The sequence below is a fragment of the Actinomadura sp. NPDC049382 genome (genome assembly GCF_040677125.1).
Classification (GTDB): Bacteria; Actinomycetota; Actinomycetes; order Streptosporangiales; family Streptosporangiaceae; genus Spirillospora; species Spirillospora geliboluensis.
Genome location: NZ_JBFARO010000004.1, coordinates 82,831 through 98,996, shown reverse-complemented (window position 1 = coordinate 98,996; position 16,166 = coordinate 82,831). Strand labels below are relative to the sequence as shown.

Below are 16,166 nucleotides of genomic sequence, written 5' to 3'. Positions count from 1 at the left end.
GGATCCGGCCTGGGAATGGGCGGCCGAGTGCGGAAACCGGTCGGGCGGCCACCCGCCCCAGGTCGTCAACGAGGGGAACAGCGCGGTGCATGTCCCACAGGCCAAGGCCGAGCCGACCAAGCGAGCAACGACCTCACCTGGCTGGAAGCAGCTCGTCAGAAACATCGACCGGGTTCCGATATCACGGCCTGCCGCGGCATGCACCGTGCGACCGGGAACCGTGGCCGTGGAGACCGGCCTCGGCGACGTCTGTGGCCGCCGCAGGTCAGGCTAGTGACTCGACTGCCTGCGCGAAGGCTTCCGGGGCGGCGAGCATCGTGAGGTGGCCGGCGTTGCGGATGATGCGGGTCGGCGGTCGGTGCAGATTGACGATCGTCTTGTCGAGAGATCCGCCGTTGCCGTCGTCGCTGCCCCAGATGATCGCCGAAGGGACGGAGATGGCCGAGACCTGCTCAGGCGCAAGGCCGTAGTCGGCGTTGATCATAAGATCCCGCAGGGCGTCTTCGCCGGAGCGCTGGTGCAGCGGCCTGACCCACTGTTTCGTGAGGGCGGTCGACGGGGTCTGGCAGCTCGCCCCGCAGATCCTCTTGATGAACCACTTGTCGGCAGCGGTCCAGCGCGACCCGATCCTCATCACCGTGGTCATGTAGGGGCTGTTCAAGACCACCGAGCGCAGCCATTTGGGCCCGAGGTTCATCTTCAGCCCGTCGCCGTCGGCGAATATGACCTTGCGCACGTCCTGCGGGTGCCTCAGCGCGACCTCGCCGACCACGGCCGCGCCGAGCGAATGGCCGACGAGGGCCGGCCGGTCCAGGCGCAGTGTCCGGACGAAGCCATGGACCAGTTCCGCCTGGTCGCGCAGGAGCATCGGGCCGCTATACCGGGTGTAGCCGTGGCCTGGAAGGTCCAGAGCGTAGACGACGTGGTCCTTGCCGAGAAGCGGACCGACCGTGGACCACACAGTCGACGATTCCAGGAACCCGGGAACCAGCACGATGGGCGTGCCGCCCTTCCCCCACGTCTCGTAATGCACCTCGGAAGCACCGACCTTGACGTAGGCACCGAACCCCGGCTCAATTCGCACCGGCGGCCGAGTCGCCCTGTTGAAGATCAGGCAGACCGCGGTCGCGACCACCACGACCGCAAGCACGCAGACACCGATCCTGCGCAGCCACTTGGTGGCCCGGCGCCGCGCCCGGCCCGGCCGTGTCGGCTGCTCGCCTTCGGTGTCAGCGTCCTGAACGCGCAGCTCGGACATGGGCGTTTCACACCTGCTCCCTAACCCGAGACCGATCATGCAAGGCTCGGAATCGAATCAACGGACCAAGCCCCATGCGCCATTCGGCATGCCAAGCCACCACTCCCATGGGCGACCCGCCTGAACCGACATAACGACTAAACACCGCCGTCCGACCCCCTCGTGGACCCGTCGAGGGCCCCGTTCCTCGGCAAGCTTCTACGCGCATCGAGCGACCGGACGGCGGCCCGCTTCCGATTCAGGACGAGTTGCACTTCTATCCTGAAGTGCAATCTATGCACTCGCAAGTCACAGTGCAAATCAACCCTTCTCTCGAAGAACCTGACGGCGGCAGGCCCCCGGGATGTGAGACATGCTGAGCGCCGCCGGATCTTCGCGGACAAGACGTCCGGCCGCAACGCCGCGCTTGCCGGTTACTCCGTCCGCACAGGTCAGGCGAGGCCTCGCCGAGCAACCCACAAGATCACCAACGCCCCGTGGCGGCTCGTTGTCGGCTCGTTGTCGGCTCGGCGGCTCTGAAACAAATCAGCACGCAGTGACATTGGACGGCAGGAAAATCGGACGGATCACAGACAGATTGGCATGCAATGCCACTGCAAAACCCGTGCCGACACGACGATTTCGGCTTTTAATCCGTAGGTTGTGGGTTCGAGTCCCACGCGACCCACCACCCCTGACCAGGGAAAACACTGCCCACGGCAGTCTCGGTGACATCGACCTGAGGCCACACTGAGGCCGTCCTGGGGCCCGGCGTTTACGGGCACTTTGGACACCAGTCCAGGTGGTAGCGCAAGCAATGGCTCGGGTTCCTCGTCGGGCAGGCCTGATCCCCGCGCCAGCCAGGGTGCCGCCGACGCGGAACTATTCGGTTAGCCCTTCAAGGGTCTCGGCAGTAGAGGTAAGGGAGCCAGGGGCTCTGTAGGTGCGCGATCACGGCCTGACGGCCGGGTCTCCGCTTCGGCGTCGCTGTGGGTGGCCTAGCTGGCGCGCGGGATGTGCCGTCGAAGCACTCGACCGGGATGCCGTCCTCTTGCCGCGGCGGCGTTTCTTGCGGCTGGGTGTTCGGCGGCGGGTCCGGTTGGTGCCCGGGACCACACCTCGCGCCTTCATGACGTGGGCGGCGGTCTTTTCCGCGGCACGGTGGGCGACCTCGGGGAGGACCGAGGTGTAGGTGTCGGCGGTGAGGACGATGCTGGAGTGCCCGAGCATGTCCTGCACCACCTTCAACTCCACTCCGGCCGCCAGTGCGAGGGTGGCGGCGCCGTGCCGCAGGTCGTGCAGCCGGATCGGCGGCAGCCCATGCTCGGCGATCAAAGCCCGGAAGGTACGGCTGAGCCGGTCCGGGACCAGAGGATCGCCGCTGGGGCGGGTGAAGACGTACCCGCTGTCCCGATAGCCCTCGCCAGCTTGTTTCCGTTCTTTTCGCTGGCCGTCACGGTGGGCGCGCAGGGCGGCGACGGAGGTGCGGTCCAGCGCGATGACGCGGGCACTGGCGGCGGTCTTGGGCGGGCACACCGCCAGATGTCCCTGATGCTGCTGGATCTGCTGGGAGATCACCGCGACGCCCTGCTCCAGGTCCACGTCGCACCAGCGCAGCCCGGCTGCTTCCCCGCGCCGCAGCCCGCGTAGCGCGATCAGGTGGTAGGCCGCGTAGAGGGGGTGATCTTTGATGGCGTCGAGGAACTCGGCGGTCTGCGCCGCCGTCCACACCGCGACCGGCGGACGCTCCCCGGTCCGCTGCCAGTGCCGCACGCGTTCGGCGGTCCACACGACCGCGCGTGGGCGCCGGGCCGTCGGTAACTCGATCCGTGCTGCTGGATTGTCGGAGATCAGGCCCCGGCGCAGCGCGGCGTTGAGCGCGGTGCGCAGCGTCGCCCTGATCCGGTTCATCGTGGCCGCCGTCAACGGCATGCCCCGGGCTCGATGTTCGCGGGCGATGCGCGCGAACATCGCCTGCAGGTGCGCGACCGATAGCTCGGCCAGCACCACCGTGCCCAGGTACGGGGCCAGGTAGAGACGGACGTGGCTGGCGTACCCGCTGATCGTGGTCGCCGCGCCTGTTCGGGTGGCCAGCCAGTGGATGAGCCACTCCCCTACCGTCACCAGCCCACACCCTGCATCTGACGGCATCCGCAGCTGAACCAGAGCCTCCTCAGCCGCCTTGCGGGTCGTGAAGCCGCCGCGACGGATCCGCCGGCGCCGCCCGTCGGAGCCAACCGGCAGTTCCAGCCGCAGGTACCAGCTGCCGTGCCGCCGACCAGCCACCAACGCCGGACAGCGATCACCCCACGCCTTCCCCGTCCGCGGATCCACGCACCCGCACCGTCGGCAGATACCACCGACACTCTTGGTAATCACCATGCACGGTTTCGTACACCGGTTGCCCTAGATCGATCCGAGCTTCTTGCTGATCGAGCAACCTCCGGCACCGTGATCATGCGCCTCGGTGGCGGCAGGCTTTCAGGGCCGCCCGCAGTACGGCCCTGGTGGGGACGGCCAGAAAGACGCTTTCGGTGCACTTGTTCCGCGCGCGGCGTCTGGGTCAGGAGGTGGGGCCGTTAGGGAGGAGGACCGCGCGGCCGTGCACGTGGCCTTGTTCGAGGCGTTGCAGTACTTCGGGGGCTGCGTGGAGTGGGAACGCCTGGATGTGTGCGGTGATGCGGCCGGCGGCTGCGAGGGCGATGACCTCGGTGATGTCGCGGCGGGTCGCTCCGTAGGGGCGCTGGACCGATACGCCCCAGGGGAGGCCGGACTGCCGTTTGATCGGGGCGGGCGCGGCGTGGACCTGGAGGGTCCCGCCGCCGAGGCCGACGATGATGATGGCGCCGTAGGTCGCCACCGTCCGGCGGGCGATCTCCAGGGTGCCGTCCGTGCCGACGAAGTCGAAGACGGCGTTGGCGCCGAGGCCGCCGGTCAGGTCGAGCAGGGCTTCGGCCGCCTGTTCGGAGCGCAGCGTCACGTCCGCGCCGTGGTCGAGGGCGGCGGCGAGCCGGTCGTCGTCGATGTCGACGGCGACGATCCGGCATGCCGTCGTGGCGCGGAGGATCTGCACGGCGAGGTGGCCGAGGCCGCCGACGCCGATGACGACCGCTGTTGCGTCGGGCCGGAGCTGCCGGCGGGCGAGGCTGATGGCGTGGGAGGGGGCGATCCCGGCGTCGGCCAGGGGTGCGGCCGTCACGGGGTCGAGGTCTCCGAGCGGTACGAGGCTTCTGGCGGGCGCGACCATGTATTCGGCCATGCCGCCGGGGTGGCCGAGGCCCGGACCGGGCGGGACGGCCGTGCGGGTCGCCCAGAACGAGCAGGCGTTGTCCCGGCCCTCGGCGCAAGCCGGGCAGGTTCCGCAGCTCCAGATTCCGGCGACCAGGACCGCGTCTCCCGCGCTCAGGCCGGTCACGCCTGACCCGAGTTCGACGACGCGTCCGGTGGTCTCGTGGCCGAGGGTCAGCGGTAGCGGCAGTGCTTTCGGAGGGTGGCGGACGAGGTGGACGTCGGAGCCGCACATGCCGGCACCGACCACTTTGAGCAGCACCTGGCCTTCACCGACAACCGGTGTCGCGATTTCGCGGATCTCGAACCGGCCGGGTTCGAGGAGCTGGGCGGCTTGCATGGGTCTTCTCCTGTCGCGGTGTGGTCAGATGCTGATGCCGCTGGCAGTGGTGGCGATGCCGCCGTCGACGGGCAGGACGACGCCGGTGAGGTAGGCGCCGGCGCGTCCGGCGAGGTAGATGACCGCGCCGGCCATGTCGTCGTCGCGGCCGATGCGTCGCAGCGGTGCCCCGGCCGTGATGGCGTCACCGAACCTATCCAGCGTCGGGGCCATCATCTTGGAGGCGAACGGGCCTGGCGCGATCGCGTTGACGGTGATTCCCCGCGGACCGAGTTCCTTGGCCAGGTGACGGGTCAGTTGATGCAGGGCGGCCTTGCTCGCGCTGTAAGAGAAAGTGGGGACCGGCGGCACGTGGATGCCGTCGATGCTTCCGATGTTGATCACCCTGGCCGGGTCGTCGAGGGAACCGGCTCGTTCGAGTGCGGGCAGGAACGCCTGGACGAGGTGGAACGGGGACTTGACGTTGAGGTCGAGGATCTTGTCCCACGCCGATTCCGGGAACGTCTCGATCGCCTCGGCCCAAGCGGCGCCCGCGTTGTTGACCAGGATATGCACCGCATCGGTCTGCGCGGTGACCTCGCGCGCGAGCCGGTGGCATTCGCCGGCCTCGGACAGGTCCGCAGGGATCGCGGTGACCTTTCCGAATGCGGACAGTTCCGCAGCGGCCTGCTCGCAGGCGGCGGCCTTGCGTGAGCTGATCCAGACGCGGGCTCCGGCTTGCAGCAGGCCCCGGGCCGTCATCGTTCCGATGCCGCGGGTACCGCCGGTCACGACGGCGTTCTTGCCCGTCAGATCGAACAACCGCATGACGGCGTCCGAGGGGGTTCCGGGCTTCATCGCCGGCCCTCGAAGAGGCCTGGGCTGATGGCGCGTTTGAGGATCTTGCCGGTCGGGCCCTTGGGGAGCCGGTCGACGATGGTGATCAGGTGCGGGACCTTGTAGGCCGACAGCCGCTGCTTGGCCCAGCGGCGCAGGTCGTCGCCGGTGAGTTCGGCGCCGTCCCGCACCGCGATGGCCGCGGCGACCTCCTCGCCGTAGTGGTCGTCGGGGACGCCGATGACGGCGGCCTCGACGATGTCGGGGTGCTGGTAGAGCACCTCTTCGACCTCGGTCGGGTAGACGTTGTACCCGCCGCGGATGACCAGTTCCTTCTTGCGGGCGACGATGCGGAGGTCGCCGTCGGCGTCCTTGGCGCCGAGGTCGCCGGTCCGCAGCCGGCCGTCGCGGAGCACCTCGGCGGTGGCCTCCGGACGGTTCCAGTAGCCCTTCATGACGACGGGGCCGCTGATGTGGATCTCGCCGACCTCGCCGTCGGGGAGTTCGGCGCCGCTGTCGTCGCGAATGGTGATCGCGCAGCCGGGCAGGGGGCCGCCGACGGTCCCGGGTCTGCGGGGACGGCCGGTGATGTGGGCGGTGCCGGCTCCGGTCGTCTCGGTCAGCCCGTAGCCCTCGAGGACGGCGCAGCCGAAGTGCTCCTGGAAGGCGTGCACGACCTCACCGGGCAGGGACGCGCCGCCTGACGCGGCATGCCGCAGTCCGGTGAGATCGGCGGGCCGCTGACCAGCAGCCGCATGGAGGAGAGCGTTCCACATGGTGGGGACGCCTGCCATGAAGGTCGGCTTGTCGCGGGCCAGCAGTGCCAGCATCCCCTCCGGGGTGAAGCGCGGCAGCAGGGAGAGGCTCGCGCCGGCCTGGATGACGGTGTTCAGCACGCACGCCTGCCCGTAGACGTGGAACAGCGGCAGGGCCGAGAGGCAGCGGTCGGCGGCGGTGACCTCGTGCGCTTGGCGGATCATCGCGGCGCAGGAGGTGAGGTTGCCGTGGGTGAGCTGGGCGCCTTTCGGCCGTCCGGTGGTGCCGGACGTGTAGAGGATCACGGCTGTGTCGTCGGCGCCGGTCGAGTGCGGGTCGTCTGGGCCGGTTCGGGTGGCGAGGTCGGGCATGCCGGTGGTCATCGGCCAGTACGGGACGTTCAGGCGGGCGGCCGTCTCGGCGGGAGCCGGCGCGATCTGGGGCCAGCCGAGCACGAGGGCCACACCGGCGTCCTGGCCGACGTAGTGCAGTTCATGGGCCGTGGACATGGTGTTGGCGGTGACGGCGATCGCACCAGCGGCGTGGATGCCGTAGTAGGCAACGGCGAACTCCGGCACGGACGGGGCGATCAGCAGAACGCGGTCTCCCGGCCCGATGCCTGCTTCGCGCAGGCGGGCGGCGAACGCCGCGACGCGGTCGCGCAGCGTCCGGTAGGTCCAGGAGACGCCCGCGTCGTCGCGGAGCGCGACGCTGTCGGGTGTGTCCTGGGCGTGGCGCCAGAGTGCTTCAGCGGTGTTGTTCATCGGGTTCCTCGTAGCCTCATCGGGCGTCGGGAGAGCGGAACGCCGGCGGCCGCCGCTCCATGTAACTGGCGACGCCCTCGGAGGCGTCCGGATGGTTGAAGGAGGCGACCATCAAGTCGTCGGCCTCGGCAACGGCGGTGGCGAAGTCGGTGTCGAGGGCCCGCATCACCTGCCGTTTGATGACGCTCATCGAGGCGGGCGAGCAGAGCTCGGCAAGTTCGGTGGCGTAGCCGACTGCGGCGTCCAGCAGCGCATCGCGTTCGACGACCTTGTCGACCAGCCCGAACGCCCAGGCCTCCTCACCCTTCACGATGCGACCCGACATGAGCATGTCGAGGGCGCGGCTGGTGCCGATGAGGCGCGGGAGCAGCCAGGCGATCCCGTACTCGGCGATCAGTCCGCGGCGGGCGAACGCGGTGGTGAGCTTGGCGTCCGGGGTGCTGAAGCGGATGTCGCAGTAGAGCGCCTCGACCAGGCCGAGCCCCGCGGCGGCGCCGTTGATCGCGGCGATCAGGGGTTTGCGGACTGTCAGCGGGAAGGTCCGCGGCCGGGGCCGTTCGACCGGCCGGACCTCGTCGGCGGCGCTGACCTGCGCGAGGACGTCGAGGTCCGCGCCGCCGCAGAAGCCACGCCCGGCGCCGGTCACCACGATCGCCCGGACCTCGGGATCGGCCTCGGCCTCGTCGAGGAGGGCGAAGTAGCGCCGCTCCAGTTCGTCGTTCCAGGCGTTGAGGCGCTCGGGCCGGTTCAGCGTGAGGAGCAGCACCGGGCCGCGCCGTTCCCGAAGAACCGTCTCTTCGTTCGGAGTCATCGTCTCTTCCTGTCGTATCGCATCGGGGGTCCCTGGTCGGTTCCGGCGGGCGGGCGCTCGCCGCCGGTGTCCGGTTCCAGGTCGAGGCCGAAGAGTTCGGCGAGGCGGTGGACGGTCGCGGTGCTGTTGAGGTGGTGCAGGCCGCGGATGCCGAGGCGTTCGGCGCCGTCGAGGTTGTGGCGGAGGTCGTCGATCATCACGCAGGCGGCGGGGTCGGCGCCGAGCCGCTCGCAGGCGATCCGGTAGATGCGCCGGGACGGCTTGCGCACGCCGACGTCGCTGGAGATGACGACGGTGTCCGCGATGGCGTCCAGGTCCACGCCCCGGTAGCAGTCGTCGCCGAAGGCGTTGGAGACGATCGCGACCGGGACGCCGTCGGACCGCAGCCGGGCGACGGCGGACAGCATCGCCTCGTCGAGCCGCAGGCCGTCCTGGATCTGCGTGACCAGGCCGGCGGGCACGTCGGCCACGCCGTGGGCGCGGAGCCGTTCGGCGAAGCGGTCCTCGAATCCGGTCTGGTCGAGGCGGCCGCATTCGTGCTCGACCAGCAACCGCCCGGACGGCCCGTCTTCGCGCAGGAGCCGTTCGATGAGGCACGGATCGCCGCTGATCCGGTGTGAGACGGAGCGGAAGGCGTCGAAGACGTCGCTGGTCAGGACGCCGCCGAAGTCGGTGAGCACCGCCTGCGGGGGCCGAGCCACGCCGGAGGCCGTTCCGGGGTTCACAGGTCTTCCTCTCCGGTCAGGCGACGTCGAAGAGGCCGGCCGCGCCCATGCCGCCACCGACGCACATGGTGATCACCACGTGCCGGGCGTCGCGCCGCCGGCCCTCGATCAGCGCGTGCGCGACGAGCCGCGAGCCCGTCATGCCGTAGGGGTGGCCGATGGAGATGCCGCCGCCGTTGACGTTGAAGCGGTCGGGGTCGATGTGCAGTTCGTCGCGGCAGTACACCGCCTGGGACGCGAACGCCTCGTTCAGCTCCCACAGGTCGATGTCGTCGACGGTCAGGCCGTGCTGCTTGAGGAGCTTGGGCACGGCGAGCACAGGGCCGACGCCCATCTCGTCGGGCGCGCACCCGGCGACCGCGATCCCCCGGTAGACGCCGAGAGGTTCGAGACCGCGGCGCTCGGCCTCGCCCGCTTCCATCAGCACGCAGGCCGACGCCCCGTCCGACAACTGCGAGGCGTTGCCGGCGGTCACCGTCGAATGGGCGGTGACCTGCCCGTCGGGCAGTACGGGCCGCAGCCCGGCGAGGTTCTCCAAGGTGGTCGAGGGACGGTTGCCCTCGTCGCGGGCCAGCCTGACCTCTTCCTCGGTGGTCTCGCCGGTCACGCGGTCGGTGGTCTTCTTGACGGTCGTCAGCGGGACGATCTCCGCGTCGAAGCGGCCGTCCGCCTGCGCCCGCGCGGTGCGCTGCTGGGAGGTGAGCGCGAACTCGTCCTGGCGGTCGCGGTCGACGCCGTAGCGGTCGGCGACGATCTCGGCGGTGTGCAGCATCGGCATGTAGATCGAGGGCTTGCCGGCCACCAGCCACGGGTCGCTCGCGCGGTGCAGGTTCAGGTGCTCGTTCTGCACGAGCGAGATCGATTCGACGCCGCCGGCGACCACGGCGTCCATGCCGTCGTGGGTGATCTGCTTGGCGGCGGTGGCGATGGCCATCAGCCCGGACGAGCACTGACGGTCGATCGTCATCCCGGGGACGGTGTCGGGCAGCCCGGCGCGAAGAGCCGCCTGGCGGGCCACGTTGTTGCCCGAGGATCCCTGCTGCAGTGCGCAGCCGAGCACGACGTCCTCGATCTCGGCGGCGTCCAAGCCCGCCCTAGCGATCGCATGGGAGATGGCGTGGCCGGCCAGGTGCTGCGCTTGCGTGTCGTTGAACGCGCCGCGGTAGGCCCTTCCGATCGGAGTCCGCGCCGTGGACACGATGACGGCCTGTTTCATGACTGCTCCTTAAGGGTGTTCACAGAGAAGGAAAAGCGGAAGGCGGCCCTGTCAGTTGGTGGGCCCACCAGCCACGTAGAGGACCTGGCCGGAGACGAAACCCGCCTCCTCGCCGGCCAGGAACGCGGCGGCGTGCGCGATGTCGTCGGGCCGACCGGTGCGGCCGACCGCGATCTGGTCGGCCGCGGCCTTCTTCAGGTCGGCGAAGTCCATGCCCAGGCGCTGGGCGGTGGCCGCCGTCATCTCGGTCTCGATGAAGCCCGGTGCGATCGCGTTGGCCGTGACGCCGTACCGGCCCAGTTCGATCGCCAGCGTCTTGGTGAAGCCCTGCAGCCCTGCCTTGGCCGCGGCGTAGTTGGCCTGGCCCCGATTGCCGAGCGCCGAGGTGCTCGACAGGTTCACGATCCGCCCGAACCCGGCCTCGACCATGTGCCCCTGGACGGCCCTGGACATCAGGAACGATCCCCGCAGGTGCACGTTCACCACCGTGTCCCAATCCTGCGCGGTCATCTTGAACAGCAGGTCGTCGCGGGTGACACCGGCATTGTTGACCAGGACCGTCGGCGGTCCGAGAGCGTCGGCCACCCCGGCGACGGCCTTGTTCACCGCCGCCTCGTCGGCCACGTCCGCCGCCAGGGCCATCGCCGTGCCGCCCGCGTCGTTGATCGACCCGGTGGTGTCCGCGCAGGCGGACTCGTCCAGATCGATAACGGCGACGGCCATGCCGTCGGCGGCCAGCCGCCGCGCGATCGCCGCGCCGATACCGCGTGCCGCGCCGGTGACGATCGCCGTCCTACGCTTGGTGTTCATCATGTCTCCTGGTTCGTGACTGGTAGCGCGCCAGGCGGCTCCGGATGGTGGGGTGGTCGTGGCGGCGGGGTCAGACGCCCGCGTCGTCCGCGATGTGTTCGGCCGCACTGACCAGCGCTTCGATCTGCATCGCGGTGGGGGTTCCGGCCGCGGCCCGGTTGAGGGGGTCCTCCAGGGCGCGGCGCAGCACTCCCTCGGCGATGACCGCCAGCTTCCAGACGGCGAGCGCGTGCCAGAAGCCGAGCGCCGACGGGTCCCTACCGGTCCCGTCGAGATAGGTCCGCACCATGTCGTCGCGGCGCGGAAAGCCCGGCAGTGCGGTGACCGAGAGGGCGTCGACGGCGCTCTCGCCCCGTTCCGGCCAGTAGGCCAGCAGGGTTCCGAGGTCGGCCATCGGGTCGCCGAGCGTCCAGAGCTCCCAGTCCAGGACCGCGGCGATGTCCCCGTTCTCCTGGGACGCGATCACGTTGCGCAGGTGGAAGTCGCCGTGCAGCAGCGCCACCTCCCGCTGCGGCGGGACCGCGTCCATCAACCGCTCGGTGAGCCTCTCCAGCTTCGGCAGCTCGCGGGTCTTCGACCTTTCCCACTGGGAGGACCAGCGCTGCAGCTGGCGCTCGGCGTACGGCCTGGTACCGGCCGCGCCGGCCAGCCCGATCGCGTCGAGATCCACGGCGTGGACGTCGGCCAGCGTGCGGGCCATCGCCAGCCCGACCGCTCGGCGGCGCAGCGGAGGCACGGCACCGGCGGCCTCCGGGCGGTCGAGGACGATCCCGTCCACGAACTCCATCAGCACCAGCGGGGCATCACCATCGAGCCGGACGCCGTGCACCCGCGGCACCGGTACATCGGTGCCCTCCAGCGCCGCCAGCACCCGCGCCTCGCGGACCACGTCGTGCGCCGTCGGCAGCAGCCGGCCGAGCGGCGGGCGCCGCAGCACCCAGCGGCGTCCCCGCTCGTCGTCGACCGCGAAGGTGAGGTTCGACTGCCCCAGCCCGATCCGGTCGAAGCGGAGCGCCCCGTGGAACTCGATGCCCAGCGAGGCGATCCAGGCCGTCACCTCGCCGGCGTCCAGCCCGAGTGCCTCCACGCTAGGCACCGGCGGTCTCGCGTTCGCCGCGGCGGCCCCCGCTCACCACGGCCGGACGTCCCGGACGGTCGGCCGGAACCTCGGGGACCCATGGCCTGTCCGCGGCGTCGCGGTGCTTGCGGAGTTCCTGGATCGCGATGGCGCGCTTGTGGACTTCGTCGGGGCCGTCGGCGAGGCGGAGGGTGCGCAGCTGCGCCCAGGCGTTGGCGAGCGGGAAGTCGTCGGTGACGCCGCCTCCGCCGTGCACCTGGATCGCCCGGTCGACGATCTTCAGCGCCATGCCCGGCGCGGCGACCTTGATCGCGGCGATCTCCATCCGCGCCGCCTTGTTGCCTGCGGTGTCCATCATCCACGCGGCCTTCAACGTCAGCAGCCGGGTGCGTTCGATGTCGACGCGGGCCTCGGCGATCCAGTCGCGGATGTTGGCGCTGTCGCTGAGCCGGTGCCCGAACGCGACCCGCTCGTCCGCGCGCCGGCACATCAGCTCCAGGGCCCGTTCGGCGACGCCGATCGCGCGCATGCAGTGGTGGATCCGGCCCGGCCCGAGCCGCGCCTGGCTGATCGCGAACCCCTCGCCCTCCCCCTTCAGGACGTCGCTCACCGGGACCCGCACGTCCTGGAACAGGATCTCGGCGTGCCCCTCGCGGTCCATGTACCCGAACACAGGGAGGCTGCGGACGATCGTGACACCGGGCGCGTCGATCGGGACGACCATCATCGACTGCCGCCGGTGCGGCGGAGCGTCCGGGTCGGTCCTGCCCATGACGATCAGCACCCGGCAGTTCCGGTGCATCGCGTTGGAGGCGAACCATTTGCGGCCGTTGAGGACGTAGTGGTCGCCGTCGCGTTCCATCCGCAGCTCGATGTTGGTGGCGTCGGAGCTGGCGACGCCCGGCTCGGTCATCGCGAACGCCGACCGGATCGTCCCGTCCAGCAGCGGGCGCAGGTACTTCTCCTTGTGCTCGGCGCTGCCGAACAGCGTGAGCACCTCCATGTTGCCGGTGTCGGGCGCGGCGCAGTTGGTGGCCTCCGGCGCGAGGTGGGCGCTGCGCCCCATGATCTCCGCGAGCGGCGCGTACTCCAGGTTCGTCAGCCCCGGACCCCACTCGGGATGCGGATGGAACAGGTTCCACAGGCCGCGGCGGCGCGCCTCGGACTTCAGCTCCTCGACGATCGGCGGCTGGTGGTGCGGGTCGCCGGACGCGCGCATCTGCTCCTCGTACACCGCCTCGGCCGGGTACACGTGCTCGTCCATGAACTCCAGCAGGTCGTCGCGGTAGCGCTTCGCGCGGTCGGAGACGTCGAACAGCTCCATGGCAGCTCCCCTCGGATGGCGTGCCGCTATATTTACTTGAATCCGCATTCAAGTTCAAGTGACGATCACCACCAGGCCCGCGCTGCTAGCCTTCGACCGACGAGTGCGCGACCGGACAGAGGCGAAGACCGCGGTGGTTCCCGAAGAGACGACTCCCGGACAGGCGGCCGGCGGCGACCGGCAGTCCCGGATCACCCCGCGCAGCAAGCGCGGCATCCGCACCCGGAACGCCCTGATCCAGGCCGCCCGCGAGGTCTTCGAGCGCGACGGCTACCTCGACGCCCGCATCGTCGACATCTCCAAGGCCGCGGGCGCGGCGTCCGGATCCTTCTACACCTACTTCAACGACAAGGAAGAGATCTTCGAGGCCCTCGTCGAGCAGGTGCAGGAGGAGATGCTCCACCCCCACCTGCGCGAACGCACCGGCGCCACCGACCCGCGCGAGATCATCGAGGCCGCCAATCGCGACTACCTGCGGGCCTACGAGCGCAACGCCCGCCTCATGGGCCTGTTCGAGCAGGTCGCCCACATCGACGAGAACTTCGCCCGGCTCCGCCTCGAACGCGGCGTCGCCTTCGCCGAGCGCAACGCGAAGATGATCCGGGAACTCCAGGAACGCGGGCAGGCCGAACCCGACCTCGACCCCCTGATCACCGCGCACGCCCTGTCGGCCATGGTCAGCCGGCTGGCCTACATGGTCTACGTCTGCGACCTGCCCATCGCCTTCGACCAGCTCGTAGACGCCCTGAACACGCTCTGGGCCAACGCGCTGCGCCTGAAGCCCTCCGCCTGACCCGCGTCCGACGGCCGTCCTCGGGCCGGACGGCGGGGCCGGCGGGCGTTCAGCCGAGCATCTTGTCGATCAGCTGGTGCAGGTGGGCCCGGAACTCCTGGCGGGCGGTGAGGTCGTCCGCCCGGCGCACCCCCTGCCCGCGCGCCATCACGCCCGACCCCAAGAAGCCGTGGACGCACCAGATCAGCGTGCCCAGCAGGTAGGAGACGTTCACGTCGGCCGGCACCTCGCCCCTGACCCTCCGGGCGACCGCCTGGAGCTGGGGACGGCTGAACTCATCCTCAAGCCCGCCGATGTCGATGGCGTCGAGCACCCACCGGTGCATCCACAGCGCGTGCCCGATGGGGTGCTCGAGCTGGAAGTCCAGGTAGACGTCGGTCAGGTGATGCAGGCACTCCCGGCCCGGAGGGCAGTCGTCCATCGCGGCCCGCATGACCGCCTGCTCCTCCTCGAACGCGCGCCGCATCGCCGCCAGGTACAGCTCCCGCTTGCCGCCGACCGCCGTCACCTCGTCGACGCCGACGCCCAAGGCGTCCGCAATGAGCTGCAACGACGTGCCGTCGTAGCCAAGTTCGGCGAACAGGCGCGCGGCGACGTCCATAACGGCCGATTGCTCCATGCAACCACGCTATGAGGCCGAACGCTAACAGTGCGCCTTCCGTCCGTTACGACCGAGGCAAGTTCGTTCCAACCGGCGAGGCGGACGGCGCGTCATCCGGCGCGCCCGTGATACATGTACTTGAGGCCAAATTCAAGTATTGCGATGCCGCCCGCCCGGCGGTTTCATTACGGCACCCGGCGCACCGCACCGGGCGGCCGTACGGCCCGCCACCCCATGTGCAGCCCGGATCCGGCGTGACGTCCGCCGCGGACTGCCCGGGCCGACCACCCCGAGGAGAGACATGCAACGTTCGGGCAGCAGACCCGCCCCCTGGCGGCAACTCGCACTGGCCGCGGTCGCCGTCATCGCAGCGGCCGCCCCCTGCCTCGTCCCCGCCATCGCCGAGGCCGACGCGGCGCCCGCGGGCGCCCGGCCGGGAGACCTGATCAGCGCCGACCCGTCGCTGTTCCGCGTGATGCCCGGGATCCCGACGGCCACCAGCGCGTGGAAGATCCTCTACCGCTCCACCGACGTCCACGGGAACCCCGACCAGGTCTCCGGGACCGTCATCGTCCCCAACGACGGCCGCACCGGCACCCGGCCGCTGCTCACCTACGCCGTCGGGACCGTCGGCCTGGCCGACCAGTGCGCGCCCTCGGCCAACTTCCCCAAGGGCACCAGCATCGAGGCCAGTGAGATCAACGCAGCCCTCAACCGCGGCTGGGCGGTCGCCGTCACCGACTACCAGGGCCTCGGCACCCCCGGCGACCACACCTACCTCGTCGGACGCCCCGAAGGCACCGCCGTCCTGGACGCCGCCCGCGCCGCCCAGCGACTGCCCCAGGCACAGAAAGCAGGGGTCACGGCAGACTCGCCGGTCGGTGTCATGGGCTACTCCCAGGGCGGGCACGCCAGCGCCTGGGCGGCCGAACTCGCCCGCACCTACGCCCCCGACCTGCACATCAAGGGCATCGCCAGCGGCGGCGTCCCGGCCGACGAACTGAAAGGCGCCCAGGCCGGCGGAGGCGTCGTCGGCCTGGAAATGATGGTGGCCATCGGCCACGACGCCGCCTACCCCGGGCTGAACCTGGACGGCTACCTCAACGACGAGGGACGCGAAGTCGTCCAGAAGCTGCGCAGCGGCTGCATCCTCGACGACGCGCTCGCCACCATCGGCAAGTCCCTCGACGACCTGACCGTGCGCAACCCGCTCGAATCCCCCGACTGGCAGAAGGCCCTGGCCGCCGACAAGCTCGGCGCCCGCGCCCCCGGCTACCCCGTGTACCTCTACCACGGCACCGCCGACGAGATCGTCTCCTACGACCTCGGCCAGCAACTGCGTTCCGACTGGTGCTCGCGCGGCAACGTCGTCCAGTGGCAACCCATCCCGCTGGCCAGCCACGCCCTGGGCGCCGTCATCGGCGCCACCCCGGCGATGGACTGGCTCGCCGCCCGCATCGCCGGCCAGCCCACCCAGGGCAACTGCGGCTGACCTCTCCTTACGCGCCGACCGGTTCCGGGCGGCGACCCGAGCGCCGCTGACCGGCCGACCACCGGTCAGCGGCGCTCACCGTCCGGCCGACACCCCCGGCGACCGGCACCGCACG

Annotated in this window: 14 protein-coding genes; 2 read left to right on the top strand and 12 right to left on the bottom strand. The window is 70.4% G+C overall.

The annotated features are described in order from the left end of the window. Window positions 1–265 precede the first annotated feature (265 nt). From AB0K34_RS04225 to AB0K34_RS04175, 11 genes are all read right to left on the bottom strand, one after another. Window positions 266–1,258 (bottom strand): alpha/beta hydrolase, encoded by a 993-nt coding sequence (locus tag AB0K34_RS04225; protein ID WP_364545288.1) that lies wholly within the window; start codon window positions 1,256–1,258, stop codon window positions 266–268. A gap of 930 nt (window positions 1,259–2,188) precedes the next feature. Further along, the gene (locus AB0K34_RS04220; RefSeq protein ID WP_364545285.1) at window positions 2,189–3,571 is read right to left on the bottom strand and encodes a tyrosine-type recombinase/integrase; all 1,383 of its coding nucleotides are present in this window, start codon (window positions 3,569–3,571) and stop codon (window positions 2,189–2,191) included. A 229-nt stretch (window positions 3,572–3,800) separates the two neighbouring features. Then, window positions 3,801–4,865, bottom strand: coding sequence for an NAD(P)-dependent alcohol dehydrogenase (locus AB0K34_RS04215; RefSeq protein WP_364545282.1), 1,065 nt, complete (start codon window positions 4,863–4,865; stop codon window positions 3,801–3,803). Window positions 4,866–4,889: 24 nt separating this feature from the next. After that, window positions 4,890–5,672: an SDR family oxidoreductase gene (locus AB0K34_RS04210; protein WP_364545279.1), complete on the bottom strand. Its 783-nt coding sequence runs from the start codon at window positions 5,670–5,672 to the stop codon at window positions 4,890–4,892. A 26-nt stretch (window positions 5,673–5,698) separates the two neighbouring features. Then, the gene (locus tag AB0K34_RS04205; RefSeq protein WP_364545276.1) at window positions 5,699–7,201 is read right to left on the bottom strand and encodes a long-chain fatty acid--CoA ligase; all 1,503 of its coding nucleotides are present in this window, start codon (window positions 7,199–7,201) and stop codon (window positions 5,699–5,701) included. Window positions 7,202–7,217: 16 nt separating this feature from the next. Further along, the gene (locus AB0K34_RS04200) at window positions 7,218–8,012 is read right to left on the bottom strand and encodes an enoyl-CoA hydratase-related protein (protein WP_364545273.1); all 795 of its coding nucleotides are present in this window, start codon (window positions 8,010–8,012) and stop codon (window positions 7,218–7,220) included. Continuing rightward, window positions 8,009–8,737 carry an HAD-IA family hydrolase gene (locus tag AB0K34_RS04195; protein ID WP_364545270.1) on the bottom strand — a complete coding sequence of 243 codons (729 nt, stop codon included), beginning with the start codon at window positions 8,735–8,737 and terminating at the stop codon, window positions 8,009–8,011. The genes AB0K34_RS04200 and AB0K34_RS04195 overlap by 4 nt, the downstream gene beginning before the upstream one ends. 16 nt (window positions 8,738–8,753) lie before the next feature. Then, window positions 8,754–9,953 (bottom strand): acetyl-CoA C-acyltransferase, encoded by a 1,200-nt coding sequence (locus AB0K34_RS04190; RefSeq protein ID WP_364545267.1) that lies wholly within the window; start codon window positions 9,951–9,953, stop codon window positions 8,754–8,756. 51 nt (window positions 9,954–10,004) lie between these two features. Then, window positions 10,005–10,763, bottom strand: coding sequence for a 3-oxoacyl-ACP reductase FabG (fabG, locus tag AB0K34_RS04185; RefSeq protein WP_364545529.1), 759 nt, complete (start codon window positions 10,761–10,763; stop codon window positions 10,005–10,007). 70 nt (window positions 10,764–10,833) lie between these two features. Further along, a complete protein-coding gene (locus tag AB0K34_RS04180) occupies window positions 10,834–11,850 on the bottom strand; it encodes a phosphotransferase family protein (RefSeq protein ID WP_364545264.1) in 1,017 nt (338 codons plus the stop codon). Window position 11,851: 1 nt separating this feature from the next. After that, window positions 11,852–13,165, bottom strand: a complete 1,314-nt coding sequence (locus AB0K34_RS04175; RefSeq protein WP_364545261.1) for an acyl-CoA dehydrogenase family protein — start codon at window positions 13,163–13,165, stop codon at window positions 11,852–11,854. A 103-nt stretch (window positions 13,166–13,268) separates the two neighbouring features. Here AB0K34_RS04175 and AB0K34_RS04170 point away from each other — a divergent pair, with 103 nt between their 5' ends. Continuing rightward, complete coding sequence (locus tag AB0K34_RS04170) at window positions 13,269–13,958, top strand: TetR/AcrR family transcriptional regulator (protein ID WP_364545258.1); 690 nt, start codon at window positions 13,269–13,271, stop codon at window positions 13,956–13,958. A gap of 49 nt (window positions 13,959–14,007) precedes the next feature. On the opposite strand, the gene AB0K34_RS04165 is transcribed toward AB0K34_RS04170, so the two are convergent. Then, the gene (locus tag AB0K34_RS04165; RefSeq protein ID WP_364545255.1) at window positions 14,008–14,577 is read right to left on the bottom strand and encodes a TetR/AcrR family transcriptional regulator; all 570 of its coding nucleotides are present in this window, start codon (window positions 14,575–14,577) and stop codon (window positions 14,008–14,010) included. A gap of 283 nt (window positions 14,578–14,860) precedes the next feature. Between AB0K34_RS04165 and AB0K34_RS04160 the strand changes: the two genes are divergently transcribed. Next, the gene (locus tag AB0K34_RS04160) at window positions 14,861–16,051 is read left to right on the top strand and encodes a lipase family protein (RefSeq protein WP_364545252.1); all 1,191 of its coding nucleotides are present in this window, start codon (window positions 14,861–14,863) and stop codon (window positions 16,049–16,051) included. Window positions 16,052–16,166: the final 115 nt, after the last annotated feature.